The organism is Bacillus sp. JJ722, from assembly GCF_036963345.1.
GTDB lineage: Bacteria > Bacillota > Bacilli > Bacillales > DSM-1321 > Bacillus_AD.
In genome coordinates, this window is the sequence record NZ_JBALMO010000093.1 from 22,813 (window position 1) to 41,885 (window position 19,073).

General features: G+C 35.5%; 18 protein-coding genes and 1 riboswitch. Of the genes, 9 read left to right on the forward strand and 9 right to left on the reverse strand.

Annotated elements, in window-relative coordinates:
- Positions 1-27: 27 nt before the first annotated feature.
- Positions 28-291, reverse strand: coding sequence for a DUF2524 family protein (locus V7014_RS12795; RefSeq protein ID WP_335507691.1), 264 nt, complete (start codon positions 289-291; stop codon positions 28-30).
- A 175-nt stretch (positions 292-466) separates the two neighbouring features.
- Here V7014_RS12795 and V7014_RS12800 point away from each other — a divergent pair, with 175 nt between their 5' ends.
- Both V7014_RS12800 and V7014_RS12805 read left to right on the forward strand, forming a co-directional pair.
- On the forward strand, positions 467-1,438 hold the full coding sequence (locus V7014_RS12800; RefSeq protein ID WP_335507693.1) for a TIGR01212 family radical SAM protein: 972 nt from the start codon (positions 467-469) through the stop codon (positions 1,436-1,438).
- Positions 1,428-2,000 (forward strand): class I SAM-dependent methyltransferase, encoded by a 573-nt coding sequence (locus V7014_RS12805; protein ID WP_335507695.1) that lies wholly within the window; start codon positions 1,428-1,430, stop codon positions 1,998-2,000. The genes V7014_RS12800 and V7014_RS12805 overlap by 11 nt, the downstream gene beginning before the upstream one ends.
- 36 nt (positions 2,001-2,036) lie before the next feature.
- Here V7014_RS12805 and V7014_RS12810 read toward each other — a convergent pair whose 3' ends face one another.
- On the reverse strand, positions 2,037-2,630 hold the full coding sequence (locus V7014_RS12810; RefSeq protein WP_335507697.1) for a TetR/AcrR family transcriptional regulator: 594 nt from the start codon (positions 2,628-2,630) through the stop codon (positions 2,037-2,039).
- Positions 2,631-2,743: 113 nt separating this feature from the next.
- Here V7014_RS12810 and V7014_RS12815 point away from each other — a divergent pair, with 113 nt between their 5' ends.
- Positions 2,744-3,898 carry a DUF418 domain-containing protein gene (locus tag V7014_RS12815; RefSeq protein ID WP_335507698.1) on the forward strand — a complete coding sequence of 385 codons (1,155 nt, stop codon included), beginning with the start codon at positions 2,744-2,746 and terminating at the stop codon, positions 3,896-3,898.
- Positions 3,899-3,940: 42 nt separating this feature from the next.
- On the opposite strand, the gene nadD is transcribed toward V7014_RS12815, so the two are convergent.
- The 3 genes from nadD to V7014_RS12830 all read right to left on the reverse strand — a co-directional run bounded on the left by nadD (position 3,941) and on the right by V7014_RS12830 (position 7,164).
- Entirely contained in the window at positions 3,941-4,663 is a 723-nt protein-coding gene (nadD, locus tag V7014_RS12820; protein ID WP_335507701.1) for a nicotinate (nicotinamide) nucleotide adenylyltransferase, read from the reverse strand.
- A gap of 45 nt (positions 4,664-4,708) precedes the next feature.
- Positions 4,709-6,196: a nicotinate phosphoribosyltransferase gene (locus tag V7014_RS12825; protein ID WP_335507703.1), complete on the reverse strand. Its 1,488-nt coding sequence runs from the start codon at positions 6,194-6,196 to the stop codon at positions 4,709-4,711.
- A gap of 170 nt (positions 6,197-6,366) precedes the next feature.
- On the reverse strand, positions 6,367-7,164 hold the full coding sequence (locus V7014_RS12830; RefSeq protein ID WP_335507705.1) for an NUDIX hydrolase: 798 nt from the start codon (positions 7,162-7,164) through the stop codon (positions 6,367-6,369).
- Positions 7,165-7,380: 216 nt separating this feature from the next.
- Between V7014_RS12830 and V7014_RS12835 the strand changes: the two genes are divergently transcribed.
- Positions 7,381-7,935 (forward strand): hypothetical protein, encoded by a 555-nt coding sequence (locus V7014_RS12835; RefSeq protein ID WP_335507707.1) that lies wholly within the window; start codon positions 7,381-7,383, stop codon positions 7,933-7,935.
- 87 nt (positions 7,936-8,022) lie between these two features.
- Here V7014_RS12835 and V7014_RS12840 read toward each other — a convergent pair whose 3' ends face one another.
- Positions 8,023-9,243 (reverse strand): AraC family transcriptional regulator, encoded by a 1,221-nt coding sequence (locus tag V7014_RS12840; protein ID WP_335507709.1) that lies wholly within the window; start codon positions 9,241-9,243, stop codon positions 8,023-8,025.
- Positions 9,244-9,450: 207 nt separating this feature from the next.
- Between V7014_RS12840 and V7014_RS12845 the strand changes: the two genes are divergently transcribed.
- The 3 genes from V7014_RS12845 to htpG all read left to right on the forward strand — a co-directional run bounded on the left by V7014_RS12845 (position 9,451) and on the right by htpG (position 13,630).
- Positions 9,451-9,801: a hypothetical protein gene (locus V7014_RS12845; RefSeq protein WP_335507711.1), complete on the forward strand. Its 351-nt coding sequence runs from the start codon at positions 9,451-9,453 to the stop codon at positions 9,799-9,801.
- Positions 9,798-11,363: a sodium/solute symporter gene (locus V7014_RS12850; RefSeq protein WP_335507714.1), complete on the forward strand. Its 1,566-nt coding sequence runs from the start codon at positions 9,798-9,800 to the stop codon at positions 11,361-11,363. The genes V7014_RS12845 and V7014_RS12850 overlap by 4 nt, the downstream gene beginning before the upstream one ends.
- Before the next feature lie 395 nt (positions 11,364-11,758).
- Positions 11,759-13,630, forward strand: a complete 1,872-nt coding sequence (gene htpG, locus V7014_RS12855; RefSeq protein ID WP_335507716.1) for a molecular chaperone HtpG — start codon at positions 11,759-11,761, stop codon at positions 13,628-13,630.
- Between the two features lie 276 nt (positions 13,631-13,906).
- On the opposite strand, the gene V7014_RS12860 is transcribed toward htpG, so the two are convergent.
- Together V7014_RS12860 and V7014_RS12865 are read right to left on the reverse strand one after the other, a co-directional pair.
- On the reverse strand, positions 13,907-15,001 hold the full coding sequence (locus V7014_RS12860) for a tetraprenyl-beta-curcumene synthase family protein (protein ID WP_335507718.1): 1,095 nt from the start codon (positions 14,999-15,001) through the stop codon (positions 13,907-13,909).
- 17 nt (positions 15,002-15,018) lie between these two features.
- The gene (locus V7014_RS12865; protein ID WP_335507720.1) at positions 15,019-15,822 is read right to left on the reverse strand and encodes an alpha/beta hydrolase; all 804 of its coding nucleotides are present in this window, start codon (positions 15,820-15,822) and stop codon (positions 15,019-15,021) included.
- 442 nt (positions 15,823-16,264) lie between these two features.
- On the opposite strand from V7014_RS12865, the gene V7014_RS12870 reads away from it, so the two are divergent.
- The gene (locus V7014_RS12870) at positions 16,265-16,780 is read left to right on the forward strand and encodes a gamma carbonic anhydrase (RefSeq protein WP_438824913.1); all 516 of its coding nucleotides are present in this window, start codon (positions 16,265-16,267) and stop codon (positions 16,778-16,780) included.
- A 253-nt stretch (positions 16,781-17,033) separates the two neighbouring features.
- Here the strand turns inward: V7014_RS12870 and metK are convergent, their stop codons facing one another.
- Positions 17,034-18,236 (reverse strand): methionine adenosyltransferase, encoded by a 1,203-nt coding sequence (gene metK / locus V7014_RS12875; RefSeq protein ID WP_335507722.1) that lies wholly within the window; start codon positions 18,234-18,236, stop codon positions 17,034-17,036.
- A gap of 196 nt (positions 18,237-18,432) precedes the next feature.
- A riboswitch (SAM riboswitch) is annotated at positions 18,433-18,559 on the reverse strand.
- 270 nt (positions 18,560-18,829) lie between these two features.
- Here metK and V7014_RS12880 point away from each other — a divergent pair.
- On the forward strand, positions 18,830-19,073 hold a 244-nt coding region (locus V7014_RS12880; protein WP_335507724.1), incomplete at its 3' end, for a phosphoenolpyruvate carboxykinase (ATP).

Sequence of the window (19,073 nt, forward strand, 5' to 3'; positions counted from 1 at the left end):
CACTTTTCGGACAGCCTCTAATTGTAATTAATGCCTTAAAGTAATCATATCGTATTGCATTTGTTCGATTTGTATTTTCATTCGATTCAATTGCTCACGTTGTTGATCATTACAACTGTTTGCCATAAGTTGTAATTCATTCGCAGCAAGCTGCAATAATTGTTGACCTTGAATATACTCACTATTATTATAATGCTCTTGCTTAGATGCTTCTGTATATTGCTGTTGTGCAACTTCTAAAGCTTCATTACAATTGAGCAAACAGTTATCAACGGATTGTCTAGTTGCCATAATGATAATCCTCCTACTTTAAGTCATGCCTACATTGATAGTATATGAAACATAGCAGCACACTATTTTAGCAATAATTAGCTTGTGTGAAAAATAAAGCAGAATGGAATATAAGCGTTGTTTCATGTTACAATATTTTTTATGCTGAATTTCTTTCATTAAGGAGGTTTCTGATTTGAATCAGAATAACCCGTTTCCATATGCTAATGATGATAAAAGATATCATACTTGGAATTATCATTTACGAAATACATTTGGACATAAAGTATTTAAAGTAGCACTAGATGGTGGTTTTGATTGTCCAAACCGTGATGGTACTGTTGCACACGGAGGCTGTACATTTTGTAGTGCAGCTGGATCAGGAGATTTCGCCGGCAATCGTGTAGATTCAATCGAAAAGCAATTTGCAGATATTAAAGATAAAATGCACCAAAAGTGGCGCGACGGTAAATATATGGCTTATTTCCAAGCTTATACTAATACTCATGCTCCTGTTGATGTGTTACGACAAAAGTTCGAGCCTGCACTTGAACAAGAAGGTGTTGTTGGCTTATCCATTGCTACACGACCAGACTGTTTACCAGATGATGTTGTCGAGTATTTAGCTGAATTAAATGAGCGCACATATTTATGGGTGGAACTAGGATTGCAAACTGTTCATGAAAAAACAGCACGTATTATCAACAGAGCGCACGATTATCCAACCTATGTAGAAGGTGTTGAAAAATTACGTAAACACAACATTCGAATTTGCTCTCACATCATTAACGGACTTCCGCTTGAAACACCTGAAATGATGCTGGAAACAGCTAAAGAAGTAGCGAAGCTTGATGTTCAAGGTATTAAAATACATTTATTGCATCTATTGAAAGGCACCCCAATGGTGAAGCAATATGAAAAAGGATTGTTACAATTCCTTTCATTTGAAGAATACATTAATCTTGTTGTTGATCAATTAGAGCTTATTCCTCCGGAAATGATTGTACACCGTATTACAGGTGATGGACCAATTGATTTAATGATTGGACCTATGTGGAGCGTCAATAAATGGGAAGTATTAAATGCTATTGATGCAGAATTGAAAAGACGTAACAGTTGGCAAGGTAAATATTACAATCGTGTTGGAGGCGTGACTAGTGAAGCTTGATCGCATCCTTCCGTTTGCTCGGATATTGTTGCAAAAAGCTGTATCCCCTGGTGATATTGCTGTTGATGCTACAGCTGGCAACGGGCATGACACGCTCTTTTTAACAAATCTTGTCGGTGAACTAGGTCATGTGTATGCATTTGATATTCAAGAACAAGCGATAAATCAAACTAGAACTAGGCTGCTAGAAAACCACTGCGAGCATTTAGCTACACTATTTCAAAACAGCCATGACCAACTAAGCCATCTACTCCCTACAGATGAGTCTCGAAAACTAACTGGGGCAATCTTTAATCTTGGCTATTTACCTGGTGGAGATAAAGAAGTTGTAACTGAGGCTTATTCAACAATTTCAGCTATAGAGCAATTGTTAGAACGTATGGAAGTAGAAGGAATCATCATTCTTGTTGTCTACCATGGACATCCGGAAGGCGCAATTGAGCGTGATGAACTAATGCAATATGTACAAGCTCTTCCACAAGAAAAAGCACATGTTTTGCATTACGGTTTTATGAATCAAGTCAATTCACCACCTTTTATTATTGCTATTGAAAAAAGATAAGGAGCATACACCCTAACGGTGTTGCTCCTTTTGTTCTTATTCACTATCTACAAATAAATAATCTATATGATTTTTTAAGATAGATAAAATCCGTTCCTTATCCAATCTCCCTGGTTCTAACGCTGCATGCAACGCAAGACCATCAACAATTGCATAAAGCTTCTCTATCTCTATTTCTAAATCCAAATCTTTCTTTATCAAATGATTCTCATCGAGTTTTTCAAATAACACCATTAATCCACTTAACACACCGTCATCTTGTACGCTACATAATTCTGGTTTATTTCTCGCATACATAACAAATTCATACCACACTTGAATCTCAAGCATCGTTTCTTGATCTGTTGGAATCATTTGTAATAGAATCTCCACAACCATCTCTTTAGGAGGTGAATTTCTTGCTGTTATAGCATGTATACGAAGCGTTACCCGTTCTATTACAAGGTTCATGGCATATGAAAGTAAACCAGCTTGTGAAGAGAAATAATGCTGCAATGCTCCTAATGATAAACCTGCTTCCTTGGCAATATTACGAACTGTCGCTCCTTCCATTCCTTGTTCACTTATAACTCTCCATGTAGCTTCAGCAATATCTTTTTTTCTTTTATCGTGATCAACTATTTTCGGCATAATTTGATTGTACCATTAAATTAATTTTTTTCAATTTTAAATAATACACTTGTATTATTTAAATATAGTTGATACAATTTATAACAATTATGGATAAGAAAAGGAGAAATGCAATGAAGCGTATACGCCTTTTAGATATACTTCGAGGTTTTGCCATTATCGGTACCCTCGGCACAAATATATGGGTATTTGCAGCAGTTACAAACGAAAACAATGATTATTTTACTGGAGCTACTGATTGGTGGCTGAACATGGATGACTTCATTAGTTCATTATTTTTATTCCTAGTTAATGGCAAGTTCTTATCGATGTTGACCATTATGTTTGGAATTGGTTTAGAAATAAAACGTCAACAAGCTATACGAAACGATTGGACCTGGCCAGGGATTTATATATGGGGTTCTTTCCTTCTCTTTATTGATGGTATTCTCCATTACGTATTTGTTATAGAAGTAGATGTATTAATGAGCTACGGTGTAACGGCAATCATCGTTGCTTATATTGCCAAACTACCTCATAAAAAAATGATGAGATGGTTTTATGCCATGGGAACATTTCACTTATTTAATATCACTGCTTTAACCGTTATTCTGCTAGGTGCTGACACTAATTTCTCTATCACTTCAGCTTCTCAAGTTTACGCATCTGGAACATGGATTGAACAAGTTTGGTACCGAATCGAAAACATAGGAGTATTACGTACTGAAGCAATCTTTATCATTCCGCAAAATATATGCTTATTTATCATTGGAATTTTACTTATGAGAAAGAAAATTTTCACACTCGACTCAGGTATAAATGTAAAAACTCGCAATAAATTTTTAACTATTGGATTTATAGCCATTCCACTTAACCTATTATATTTCTTACCATCTGAAGCCTTATTTTTCCCAGTTCGTTATGTATTCGCTCCACTTATGGCGCTTTTCTATATGGGCTTATTCTCTTGGTTATTTGAGAAGTATAAACAGTCACGGCTTTTTTACTTCTTTGAGAAAATCGGTAAAATGGCACTTAGCAATTATATGCTACAAAACATTGTCGCTTCGTGTATTTTCTACGGATGGGGGCTAGGTATTGGATTACAGGAGTTATCCGCTCCAGCTATTATAAGCATTTGGTTACTTATTGTTCTCTTCATGATGGCTTTTTCCCACTTTTGGCTTCGTCATTTCTCGGCAGGACCAATTGAATGGGCATGGAAACTATTAACCAATATCCCTGCAAGAAAGAGAAAACAATCACCTAAAATGAATGTAAATAGTTAATCAAAAAAGGAAGGAGCATCACATGCTCCTTCCTTTTTTTCTTCACCTAACAATCTTTTGATACAGATTATGAGTTTTTAAATAGTTATAACATGAATCCGGTAATAAATAGCGAGGTTCTCCACCTTTAGCTAGCTCTTCTCTTATATAAGTTGACGATATTTCCATTGACAAACCTTTGTCTAATAGCTGGAATCTCCCGTCATCATGATTTCTCAATAACGGTGATTTACTTATGGTTTGAAGCATATCAATTCCATCGCGTGCCATCACGATAAATTGTGTATTTTCAACTAACTCCTCAGCCATTCTCCATTTCCCATCAGCAATATCCACTAAAAGATCCGCTCCGATAATAAAGAATAATTCTGCCAATGGAAAAACTTCCTTATAATGCTGCATCGTGTAATATGTATATTGCTTACCAGGAAGCACATGAAATTCATACGTATCCAAAATGAATCTTGGATTATTCTCAATCGCCATCTCCACCATCTTTTGTCGATGTTCATTACTCGTTTGTAATATTTTATCAATTCGATTCCCATTAGAGGGTAGAAAAATAATATAATCTAATTTTTTTCGATGTGCCACTGTAGAAGCTGTCCATAAATGAACATTTGTAATTGGGTCAAAAGAAGAACCATATATCCCTATTCTTGCACCTTGTTTGAACAAACCATCCAAACTCTCCTTACCACTTAAAGGATGGTTTGGATTTAATTCTTTGAAATATTGAACACATTGGTCAACCGTTTTTCCCATCACTTAACCTCCGTTTACAATCCAAGTCTATTCAAGCAATATTCTTCATTTCTCTCCAACAATCTTTGCCACTTGCTTTTTCACTTTTCTAATGTTCTCCATCTTATTGTCCCAGCATTTTTGACTTAAATCGACCGGATATTCAGCCGGATTCATGGAGCGTTTATATTCTTCCCATAACAAATCCATATTGCTTATAGCATAAGCTTGTATATCGAATATATTAGGGAGGTCGTAAACTAATTTACCATCCACAATAATATCTTGTAGCAATTTTTTCGCTTTAAAATTCATGACATACTTACTAATATACGTATGTGTTGGATGGAACATGTTGATGATACTTTCCTCTTCAGGATTCTCATCATTCATCGTAATATAATCCCCTTCAGAATGATGATTATTAGAATTTATAATTCTATATAGCTTCTTTAATCCTGGTGTACTGACCTTTTCAGGGTTTGCACTGATTTTTATTGTATCTAACATATTTCCATGCTCATCTTCAATAGCTACAATTTTATATACAGCTCCCAATGCCGCTTGATCAAAGGCTGTAATTAATTTTGTACCGACTCCCCATATATCGATTTTAGCTCCTTGAGCTTTCAAGTTAAGAATGGTGTATTCATCTAAATCATTAGATGCTACAATTTTCGTATCTTCAAAACCAGCTTGATCCAATAGCTTTCTTGCTTCAATTGACAAATATGCCATATCACCACTATCTAATCGAATGCCTTTAAATTCTATTTGATCTTTGTATTCTTCCGCTACACGTATGGCGGCAGGTACACCGGAACGCAATGTATCGTACGTATCAACAAGCGGTATGAAAACTTTATTAGGCCTTCTTAAACAACTTTCCGCATACTTCTTCATAGCTATATAATCATCTCGATATGTTTGAATCATCGAATGAGCATGCGTTCCCGATACTGGAATTCCAAATAACTTTCCAGCTCTATAGTTACTCGTTGCATCAAATCCGCCAATGAAAGCAGCTCTCGTTCCCCAAATAGCTGCATCCATTTCATGCGCGCGGCGAGTTCCAAATTCCATCGCAGTTTGTTTACCTATCACCTGTTTAATTCTTGATGCTTTCGTAGCAATTAACATTTGATAGTTAACAATATTTAAAAGTGCTGTTTCTATTAATTGTGCTTCAGCTAATGTAGATTCAACTTGCAGAAGCGGTTCATTTGCAAAGGCAAGCTCCCCTTCTACCATAGAACGAATTGTACCTGTAAAGCGAATACCTTTTAAATACTCTAAATAATCTTCGTCATATCCAATTTCTTCACGTAAATACTCAATATCACTCTCACTAAACCGGAAATTACGTAAATATTCGATAATCCTTTCTAAACCGGCAAATATACCGTACCCATTATTAAAAGGTAATTTTCTGCAATATAATTCAAAAACCGCTTTCCGATTATGAACCTTGTCATGCCAGTATGTTTCAACCATATTTAATTGATACGCGTCTGTGTGTAGAGCTAAACTATCATCACTATATCTTCTATTCATATTGCGCCTCCTATCTCTCTAACCAACAATCACTCAGTTCTATATCTCCAAATCCTTAATCTTGTCTTTTGTACAAAAAAACTGACTTCAACTCTTTCCCAATATATTGCCCTGAAATTCAATAAGTTAAAGCAGAACTTCATCCCTTATTATTGATCATGCTACGTTTATTATTTGTATATACTTTTCTTCACATGTTCATTAGTAAATCTATATAGTTTAGTTGGTTGCTTGGCAAACCGTTTCTGTCTTTTCACTTCTCCGCAGTCATCTTTCACTTCTTCAATAAACGATAAATTCTTCGCTTTTCTATGAAAGTTAGGATATGACTCAATTGCTCTTTCACCTGCTACACTTACGACTACATGCCACAGTTCCGAAAGGGTAAACTCATTAGGTAAGAAGTCTTTAGCTAAAGTCGTTTGCATCATATCTTCTTGCACTTGATGTAATGCATCTCGAATAATAACTTCATGATCAAAAGCTAACTGTAATCGGAAGACTTCTTCCATATTGAAGATTTCGACTTCCATTGCATCATCAGCGGCTTTTCTTAATTCTATATATTTCATAGGAACAATCGCGTAATGAGCGTTGGATATAATCCAGCCTCTAGGATCTCTTCCAGAAGTATCATATACACCAAAATGTTTCACATGCACGTTATTAATCGTTGTTTCTTCCGAAAGCTCTCGAACGGCTCCTTCGTATGCAGATTCATTTGGTTGTATAAAACCACCTGGCAAAGCCCATTTCCCGCCTTCAATATTAGGCTTACCTTCTCCATTCAATAATGCTCTTCTAATTAACATTAGCTTTAATTCTTGCTCTTGTGATCGAGCTTGTTTTGAATCAATTGTAAAAACAGCAATATCGCTTGTATAACCAGCGGGCGTTTCATACTGTTTCACATCATATTCTTTTAGTGCATCTTGTTTAGAAACCGTTTCTAAGTCTTTATTCCCCATGTATGTTTCACCCCTACTATTTAAAGCTGCCACTCTATAACTTTTATCAATTATCAATTTGATAATTGTATCATATGTTATATTAGACAATTTGACAATACTTTTAATGTTTTAAATTTTCTTTTTTAGAAATTTTTTTATTTAATACAGTTGTATTATTTAAGAACATATGATACCATTAATCCAATTCCTAAATATGGTAGTTGGAGGTTTTTTATGAATTATATAGCTTGGTTGATCGTTGGATGTGAAATTGGTTTTTGGATAGCCATTCTACTTGGCTTAATAAGTCGTTATATTTTCAAGAAAAAGAAGCTCGGATTATTTTTTCTGGCATTAACGCCAATTATTGATATAGTATTGCTAATTACAACTAGTATTGACTTAATAAATGGTGCAACAGCTAGTACTATTCATGGTATAGCCGCCATCTATATTGGTACATCCATTGCATACGGTAAGAGTATGATTGCATGGGCAGATCATCGCTTTCAATACTATGTATTGAAACAAGGAACCAAACCTCAGAAAAAGTATGGTATGGAACATGCCAAACATAATCTCCGTTCAGCTTTAAAACATGTCCTTGCTTATATAATCGGAGCAACATTCTTACTAGCTATTATATTTATTATCGATGATCCAACTCGCACTAATGCATTAGCTAATCTTCTAAAGTTTTGGAGTCTTGTTCTTGTAATAGATTTTGTCTCTTCCCTTTCCTATTTTATTTGGCCACGAAGAGAAAAAGGCTCCGTTATTTCAAAATGATTAACAACTAATTAATTAATAAATCCCTAAATAATAACAAAAGCAGACTTCATTGTCGTTACAAAACGACTTTTGAAATCTGCTTTTTTATTTAAATATAATCTCATAAGTTGCCCGATATTCACTCGGGGAAAGTCCAACTAACTTTTTAAAGGTACTACTGTAATAATTTGGCGTATTAAAGCCTGTTTCTGCAGCAATTTGCTCCATTGTGTGATTTGTCCTTCTTAACAACGGTAACGATTTATAAATTTTTATAAATGCAACATAATCTACATAACTCTTTCCCGTTTCCTTCTTAAACAAACGACTAAAGTGGGTGACGCTAAAATTCATAAAGGAAGCAGCATCACTAATTGTTATATTATTGCTACAATTTTGCACAATAAACTCAATGGTTTTCAATAATAGTGGGTTCTTCGTTATATCGTCAAAATATCGTAGTTGAATATGATTAGGCGCAGGCATTCTCCGCGCTTTCCTAGCTTGTCCATATGAATGATGTAATAATAATGGCTCTTGATAGGTATCACCTATACCAATATAAACATGAATTCCATACTTTTCTTTCAATAAATGAATGACTTGAAGCATCAAGTCTTCACCCTGTGACCATTGTTTAAATGAGGAATATTCTTCTGGTATGCGCATCAATATTAACAGATGTTTTTGATAAGGTAGAAATGATACATAAGGGACTAAAGTAATGAAATGTTCTCTAATACATTCTTTTACAAGTGAGCTAGCACCTTTCCCATCAGGTAATCTCTCGATTGAAAACCCTTGAAGCAACAAGACAACATTAGGTATTACTCTTGAAGGGAGATATGTCCTAGCTTCAATAACTTCTTTCTCTGATACTACTTCCCCTCTGAGTATCCTTCTTAAAAACGCTTCCTGAAATGGAGCATTTTCACGATCTGAAATTTGAGCAAATAAATCACTATATGTGAATGTCATATTTTGCTTCTGAATAAATCTCGTCCTCATCTTCTTGGCAGTTCTTAAAAAAATTCTTTTTTGCAATGGCTTTACTAATATAGATTGTAATTGCAAATCGATTGCTAGAGCCGATGAATAAGAAAGTGATGATGATAAAATAGGACATATTATACTTGTGGAAAATTTCTTTTGCAGCCGCCGTATCTTTACCCAATCAAATATCTTGACCACTTCAACAAAATAAATGTCTGCTTGTTGATTATCTACTATCTCACTAATATAAAAGCGACTAGGCAAACCATCATGTAACCAATTTATTATCTTATTACGTTCATTCTCATCTGCCATTAATAATTTGATTCGCAACAATAACGATCACCTCGTATAGAAAAATCCCTCTTTCCAACCCTATTTTACATTAATATTTGGAAAATTAGCAAATTTTTGTATATTTTTAGCAATAAACTGTAAGGTAACAGACCTTTTTTTTCAATACAATTATAGTACACTTCCGCACTAAAAAGGAGGGACATATTCTGCGGAAAAAAATGGGCAAAAAGGGGAGATTGAGATATGGCTAATGAGTATTCAGAGTATGACTATGTCGAAGCTGGGACAATCGAGTATAGCAAGCTACCACCACTCGATGCTGAGACAGAAAAAATCATGAAAGCTGAGTTTGGTACAGGATTTAAATTAACATTATTTTACTTCGTATTTATTTTTTCAATTCCCGTTATGAACTGGTATTTTCCTGATTTCGCTTTCTCGAAGTTCTGGGGTGGTATGACAGTTTCATGGTTCATAACTAGTATCATCGCAATGGCAATGGCATTTATCATCGCTTATATTCATACTGCACTATATGAAAAACGTTTGAAAAAGTATGCACCAACTAGTCAAGGAGGGAGAAAACTAGGATGAACATGTTATTAGAACCAAAAATGATCATGACACTTCTCCTAATGGGAACCATTGTTTACATCACCTACTTGACGAAAAAAAATGCAACTGCTTCTGACTATTTCGTTGGAGGCAGAAGCTTTGGTTGGTTTACAAATGGTTCCGCAATTGGCGGCGACTATTTAAGTGCTGCAACTTTCCTCGGCATAGCAGGATTAACTTTTCAATTGGGATATGATGGTGCATACTACGCTTTCTGCTTCTCTATTGGATTAACATTACTAGCAATCTTCGTGGCAGGTCCTTTAAGAAAGTTCGGTGCTTATACAGTTGCCGATTTCTTAGCATATCGTTTTCATAGTAAGCGTGCAAGACTAGCTGCTGTTGCGGTAGTACTGGCTATTTCAGGTTTCTACGCAGCCCCTCAGCTTCTAGGTGCTGCTCAAATCTTAAGTATGTTCTTTGGTACCAGCTATGAATTCGGAATTATCTTTACATGTGTAGTTATGATTTTCTACGTTGGTATAGGTGGTATGAAAGGAACAACCCTCAATCAAGCTTTAGAGTTATGGATTCGTCTTGGTGCATTCATAATTATGTTAGCGGTTGCAATGTACGGTGGACTTCATTATGATAAAATTCTTCATGCTATTAACTCTTTCAGCGGTCCTATTGAAGGGACATCACCTTACGCATTAGATGGAAAAGATCAAGTTTTTGAGGGACAAGCATGGACAGGGACAGGTTTCTATTTCCCTACATTCTGGCAAACAATTAGTATGACAATCGGTCTTGCATTAGGAACAATCGGTTTACCTCATATTCTTTTACGTTTCTATACAAACCCAAGTGCTAAAGCAGCTCGTAAATCAGCTCTTATGGCGATCGCTATTGCAAGCGCTTTCTTCTTACTGGCAGTTTACTTAGGAGTTGTAGGTCGTTCAATCTTCCTTTCTGGGGATGCTAGTGAACAAGTTATGAAAGACCTTGTACTAGGTGGAAATAACATGGTTATTCCTTCAACTGCACAAGGTTTAGGTGGAGAATGGTTACTTGGATTAGTTATTGCAGGTGCATTCGCCGCAATTTTCTCTAACCTTTCTGGTTTATTTATTGCAAGCTCAGGAGCACTTGCTCATGACTTATATGCAACTTTCATGCGCAAAAACATTAGCGAGAAGGAACGCGTAGTTGCTGGTAAAGTAGCAATCGTAATCTTAGGTTTCTTATATGGTGGATTAGGATTATTAGTTAAAGATGCATCAATTGGTCATCTAGTTGCCCTTGCCTTTACCGTTGCAGCAAGTACCTTCACACCCATTTTTATCCTTGGTATTTGGTGGCGTGGAATGACAGAAAAAGGTGCTATCGCAGGTCTAGTAATCGGCTTACTAGTATCAATGTGGATGATTTTCTTACCACATACATTACCAACTTTCTTACAATTTAAAATCCCTGGTCTTATAACTGTACCTGTCGGTTTCTTATCAGTATGGATCGTATCATTAATTGATCGTAAAGTTCCTGCTGATGTGAATGAATTCATGAAGAAAGTACACTCTCAAGAAACTGAAGCTAGATGATAGTATGAGTAGCCAGCATAAGACGAGCCGTCCAGAAGGTTATTTTACCTTCTGGACGAATTATCTTAAATCAAAGATTTAATTCCCCATTTAACTTCTGATAAAGTGAAACTTTAATCGGTGGCGGTGTTCGTCCATCCCCCACCGATTATTAGTNNCTTAAACGTCTTTGCTTTTTCTTTCGTTTTGAAGTGGGAGTTTTAGCGCCAGTTAGAACTGGATAAAAACTACTTTTTTCCCATTATATGCACCCTCTAAAATTAAAACTGACTATCCGTAAATTCCATATTATCAATTGACAATTCTCTCAATAATATGTTAATTATTCATTAGCACTCTATTACTAAGAGTGCTAAAATAGAAAATAACAATTTTTATTTGGAGGAGAGTAACAAATGGAGAAGAAACAATTTCAAGCTGAATCGAAACGATTATTGGATATGATGATTCACTCAATTTATTCGCAGAAAGAAATTTTCTTACGTGAGTTAATCTCAAATGCGAGTGATGCGATTGATAAAATGTATTACCAAGCACTAACTGACCAATCGATTTCATTTAACCAAGATGATTATTATATTAAAGTAACGGCTGACAAAGAAAATCGTACATTAACAATTACAGATACAGGTATTGGTATGACAAAAGACGAGCTTGAGCAGCATCTAGGTACTATCGCCAAGAGCGGTTCACTCGCCTTCAAAAACGAAAATGAATTAAAAGATGGTTATGATATTATCGGACAATTTGGTGTCGGCTTCTATTCATCATTCATGGTAGCTGATGTAGTAACTGTTATCAGTAAGGCTATTGATAGCAAGGAAGCCTTCAAATGGGAATCAACAGGCGCAGATGGCTATACAATAGAGCCTTGCGAGAAGAATCATGTTGGAACAACCATTATTTTAGCGCTTAAAGAAAATACAGAAGACGAAAACTATGATGCATACTTAGAGACGTACCGTCTCCAATCCATTATTAAAAAGTACTCTGATTTCATTCGCTATCCAATAAAAATGGATGTAACTGAAAGCCAACTAAAAGAAGGTAGCGAAGATGAGTATGAACAAGTAACCGAAGTACGTACTATTAACAGCATGGTTCCAATTTGGAAGAAAAACAAAAATGAATTAACAGATGCTGATTATGAACAATTTTATCAAGAAAAGCGCTACGGATTTGATAAGCCAATCCGACACGTTCACGTGAAAGTAGATGGAAGCATTCGTTATAATGCAATTTTGTACATACCAGAAAGCATTCCATTCGACTATTACTCAAAGGAATTTGAAAAAGGGTTAGAACTGTATTCCAATGGTGTACTCATCATGGAAAAATGCCCAGATTTACTTCCAGACTACTTTAGCTTTGTAAAAGGAATGGTCGATTCAGAAGATTTATCCTTAAATATTTCTCGTGAAATTTTACAGCAAGACAAGCAGTTAAAATTTATTGCGAAAAACATTAAAAATAAAATTAAAAAAGAACTAGAAAGCATGTTGAAGAATGATCGTGAGCAATACGAAACATTTTACAAATCATTCGGTCGCCAATTAAAGTTCGGTGCATACGATCATTTCGGTCAAGAGAAAGATGTACTGAAAGATTTAATCATGTTCTATTCTTCTAAAGAAAAGAAACAAGTTACATTGCAAGAATATGTTTCGCGTATGCCAGAGGATCAAAAGTATATTTACTATGCAACAGGAGAATCTATTGAGCGCATTGATAAACTACCACAAACTGAACTAGTCTCTGATAAAGGCTATGAAATCCTATACTTAACAGAAGACATTGACGAATTTGTAGTCAAAATGCTCATGACATATGACGAAAAAGAATTTAAATCCGTTTCGAGTGGCGACCTTGGCATTGAAGATACTCAAAACATGGCGGAAAAAGAAGAAGACAAAGAACTATTTAATTTCATGTCTGAAGTATTAGCTGGAAAAGTCAGCGCTGTAAAAGCATCGAATCGTTTGAAATCACATCCAGTCTGCTTAACGGCTGAAGGAGACGTTTCAATTGAAATGGAAAAAGTCCTAAATGCTATGCCAAACAACCAACATGTTAAAGCAAACAAAGTATTGGAAATCAATATTGATCACGACGTATTCCAATCTATTAAAACAGCCTTTACTCAAGACGATAAAGACAAAGTAAAACTATACACACATTTATTGTACAACCAAGCTTTATTGATTGAAGGTCTACCAATTCAAGACCCTGTTCAATTTACAAATGATATTTGCCAAGTGATGGTGTAAAAACAAACGAAAGAACAATTATCACTCTTTTGATCCAGCCAGTTGACGGTATTATACCGGAGACTGGCTGTTTAATTTCGTTTGAATACTACCTCTTTTCAAATTTGTGTAAGTTTTAGATGTACAATTTCTCATCACTTCTATTCCCGGTTCACCACATAACTCGCTCCCATAGAAAAACACCTCCACATTGATTAGATATTATTCAATATCATTTTTCAACGAAAGGTGTTTTTTATTTGTCTCCATTTTTATCTACGGTTGTTCTTCTTCATCTTATTTCAAAGTTGCTACCACGAACTTACTTGGCATCATTCTTTTTAAAGTACGATAAAACTTTGCATTTATATAGAAGAATTGTGATTGAAGCCCGCCAAGCTTGACCATTTTCTTCGCTAAGATTTTTGTTTCCTTTGTTTCATATACTTTCTCATCAGATAAATATAGACCCAATAATCCACGATGAATCAGTCTGTGAAAACCTTTGTGTGGTAAAAGGTCTAAATACTGATCAGCCTTTTGAACAAAATGAGACATACGAGCAAATAACTCTTGATTATTCTGATAATAAAAACAAAAATTTAAATCTCCACCATCACGATCTTCTTGTTGATCAATGAAATAATCAAGCATAATATGTAGCCCTTGAATATAAGGAAAATATCCATTACGGATTTGTTCTGCATGATCATTTTTGAAATCATCTCGTAAAGCATATGAAATTAAACAAAATATGCCTAAAGTTGAACCTGAACAAGCTGAGAATTCGTACCAAGACATACTTGGAAGATTATTTTTATGTAAAGAAAACCAGTTTTGTAATCTTGATACACGCTCATTCTCATGAACATGCTTGTGTACTTGTAAATCTGAATAGTACGAACAAAGCTCATGTAAATACTTCTCAATATGTTCGAAATTATCCAATTTCCTCAAAAAAGTTTGACATGTAGTCACTAAACTCTTTAAATAACCACCATCATCTTGCTCGTCACGAAAACGATAATAATTCACATCAGGGGAATGTCTTTGTAAAGAATGCAACATGGATTCGTGAAGTGCCGTAAAGTCTTGATCATCTAAGGATGTACTACGATCACACAAATTATCAAGATAATCACTAATCGTCTGGTAAGCAATGATAAATGAAATAGCTTCTGATTTACGATTTTCTGCAAGAAGAGCAAGGATCGCTCCTCCTTCACAGTGAAAATCTTTATTTTCTATACTATCTATCGCTTGCTTTCTTAATTCTGGATTTGGAATTTTTTTCGCTTCATTTTTCCAATAATGCAATTCCTTTTGCACCTTTGGAAAAATCCCTTTATATACTTTATTCATTAACATTAAAGGTGTAGTAGGAATACTCAATAACTTTTCCTCCTCAATTACACAACATAACCTAAATTACGAAGTGCGTTTTCAACAAACCCCTTAGCATAATAAAATACATCTTCCTTTTCCGGTTCACTAAATATTTCATGGTATAGTCCATGCCATTCTTTAAATGCTTTTTCGCTACATTGTGTATAGTTAAACCACTCTTTAACAGAATGCTTATCCACAATTTTATCATCTCCTGCTTGCATAAGTAGGAGTGGCACATCTGTTAAATCAGGAATATTTTCAAATGCCTCTTTAACATTTGTTAATAGTTCATGATACCAACGAACAGATACTTTTATTATGTACAAGGAATCGTTCGAACTCGATTCACGTACTTCCGGATCTCTCGTTACCATGTCGATTGTAATACCAGTAGCCGCTTTAAAGCTTGGATAAGCAAAATTTAATACAGCTGATGCAGCATGAATAGTCTTAGATGGATAACTTACAAGTCCTAAACATGGTGACGATAATATTAACCCTGCCACGTTTACTTCCATCTCTTGCAGCAAACGAATAGCTATTAGTCCCCCCATACTATGACCTAGAATAAAGATAGGCAAATGATATTCATATGCTTCTTGAATCCAATCTTTAACCTCAACTATATACTCGTCAAAAGAATTAATATGACCTCTCTTCGAACGTGTGGTCAATCCTTGTCCTGGTAGATCCCCCATTATGACATGGTAGCCGGCAGAGCGCCACATTTCCACTAACCATCTATAGCGGCCTTGGTGTTCCATGGCTCCATGCACTATCACAATTACAGCCTTTGCATCCCCATCGGCTTCCCATTTATACATGTTGCTTTGTACCCTCCTTAAAAGAAAAACCGTTACCAGTCCTTTTTAATTGATGAGTTTTTACTCCTAATTAAAAAGGGCAATGCGGCAGGCATAAGACAAGCTGTTCTTCAAAATTCATTTTGGTTTTCAAAACAGCGCTTATGACCGTGCATGGCAGGTATAAGGTTAAACAACTTACTTAATTTTATATTTTCTTACCCTTTTAAAAAAGTGTAAGTGTCAGTCAAAGTGCCTCTTTATGAGTCGTTCATTGACTTTACAATAAAACACTAAATAATCTACTTTCCTTTTAGATAAGAAAGAAATGCTTCAATCAGCATACTACTATTTTAAATCAATCCAATAGGGAATGAAAGATATTGTACAGATACTAAATTTCCATATAAACTACCATTAGAATACAATAACCGTGGAAATTCCACAAAGGGAGATGTGCATAATGATAGTTTATCCTTTTCACGAAAAAAAACCCGAGATTCACCATAGTGTCTACCTTGCTGAAAACGCAGTAGTAACTGGCGATGTAAAGATTGGTGAACAATCCAGTATATGGTTCAACACTGTTATTAGGGGTGATGTAGCTCCTACTATTATTGGAAAGAAAGTGAATGTCCAAGATAACTCGGTTCTGCATCAAAGCCCAAATAATCCACTCATTTTAGAAGATGAAGTAACTGTTGGTCATAGCGTGATTTTACATAGCTGCACCGTAAAAAAAGGTGCGCTCATTGGCATGGGTTCCATCATTCTAGATGGTGCAGTCATTGGCGAAGGAGCCTTTATTGGAGCAGGTAGCTTAGTTCCTCAAGGTAAGGTCATTCCACCAAACTCGATGGCATTCGGAAGACCAGCTAAAGTAATTAGACCAACAAATGAATCTGATATTCAAGATATGCTTCGAGTAAGCAGAGAATATGCAGAAAAGGGACAATATTATAAATCTATTCAGAAATAAAAAATGTATGTCCATTTAATAAGAAAAGCGGAAGTGCCCGTTTTGCTCCGTATGGACTGGAGCCCTCCGACTGAGATAAAGGAAACACGAAGAGCTGGTAAGCGATTCGATATTGACTTATCGTAGGGAGGTTGGTGAAGTCCACTAGGAGCTGGGCGCTGGAGCTAGACACTGGCAAAATTATATACTTCTAACTTGTCTTTAAATATAGACAAACCCCCACTTAATTGTAATTAAGTGGGGGTTGCTGTTCTTATTTATTTAACGCTGCTTGCTTTAATGCTTCAGCTTTATCCGTACGTTCCCATGGTAAATCTAAATCATTACGACCGAAATGGCCATAAGCTGCCGTTGCTTTGTAAATTGGACGGCGTAGATCTAACATTTTAATAATACCTGCAGGACGTAAATCAAAATGACTGCTTACTACATCAACTAATACATCTTCTTCTACAACTCCGGTTCCAAATGTATCGATTGAAATAGATACTGGTTTCGCAACACCAATTGCATAAGCAAGTTGAACTTCAACTTTATCAGCTAAACCAGCTGCAACTAAGTTTTTCGCTACATAGCGTGCTGCATATGCTGCTGAACGGTCTACTTTAGTAGGATCCTTACCAGAGAATGCACCACCGCCATGGCGAGCATATCCACCATACGTATCTACAATAATTTTTCTACCTGTTAATCCAGCATCCCCTTGAGGACCTCCGATCACGAAGCGTCCAGTAGGATTAATAAAGTATTTCGTATCTGCATCAATTAATTCTGTAGGTACTACAGGATTAATAACAAATTCTTTAATATCCGCTTGGATTTGCTCAAGTGTTATATCTGGATCATGTTGCGTAGAGATAACAATTGTATCGATGCGAACTGGTTTATTATTTTCATCATATTCAACTGTTACTTGCGTTTTTCCATCTGGACGTAAATAAGCAAGAACTTCCTCTTTACGAACTTCTGTTAAACGACGTGCTAATTTATGTGATAATGAAATAGGAAGTGGCATTAACTCCTTCGTTTCATTACATGCAAAACCAAACATTAAGCCTTGGTCACCTGCACCAATTGCTTCAATTTCTTCATTTGTCATTTGGCCTTCTCTTGCTTCTAGTGCTTGATCAACACCCGCAGCAATATCAGCAGATTGTTCATCTATAGACGTTAAGACTGCACAAGTCTCTGCATCGAAACCATATTTTGCTCGTGTATATCCAATTCCTTTAATTGTTTCACGAACTGTTTTGGGAATATCTACGTACGTAGAAGTTGTTATTTCTCCAGAAACAAGCACTAAACCTGTAGTAACTGAAGTTTCACACGCAACACGTGCATTCGGATCTTTAGCTATAATGGCATCAAGAATCGAATCTGAGATTTGATCACAAATCTTATCTGGATGGCCTTCTGTTACAGACTCTGAAGTAAAAAGTCGACGTTTTTTTGACATCAAATTACCCTCCTCAAATATTAGTAGAGGCTGTTATGAATATCTATCATATTCATTTTCCCCTCTTTTGTTGACGGAAATCATTCCCTAGACACAGGAACTTGATTGGTTTTCATTTATGAATATTATGTCCATAAAAAAAACCTCTCCTTGATGTGAGGAAAGGGTACTTGTTTGTGTACGTTTAAGCCTTTCGCTCTTATCGTTCAAGGACCATTGCCTTGCATCAGGTTAGCACCTTCGCTTATATGTGCTAATACAAACACATATAGCAGGTTGCTGGGCTTCGTTGGGCCTGTCCCTCCACCAGCTCGGGATAAGAGAAATCCGTTCAGACATAAATAATAACATACGTATTAAATTTGTCAACAATTTTACATAAGATACATCTATTAATTACTGATTTCTTCCTTAATATACTTCAAAACGAAAATATTAAATTTTTACACAATTAACACATAATGCATTTTGCTTAAAAAAATACGGATTTAGGACAGATTAGTATAGACTAATAATTTTAATGTGTTATACTATTTGTTATGTTATACTAATATTAAGAAAATTACATTATTGATAAAGGAAGGTATCTCATAATGAATACAGTGGGCATTTCAAATGAGCTACATGATCTGTTAAAGGGTAGTAATATCAATGTTCAACTTTCTGTGCCTCAACTAGTTGAAAAAGTATTAAATCGCAATGAAGGTGTACTATCTTCTACAGGCGCAGTAAAAGCTGATACTGGAAAGTATACAGGTCGTTCACCAAAAGATAAATATATCGTTGAAGAAGATTCTACAAAAGACAAAATCGATTGGGGATCTAACCAACCAATTT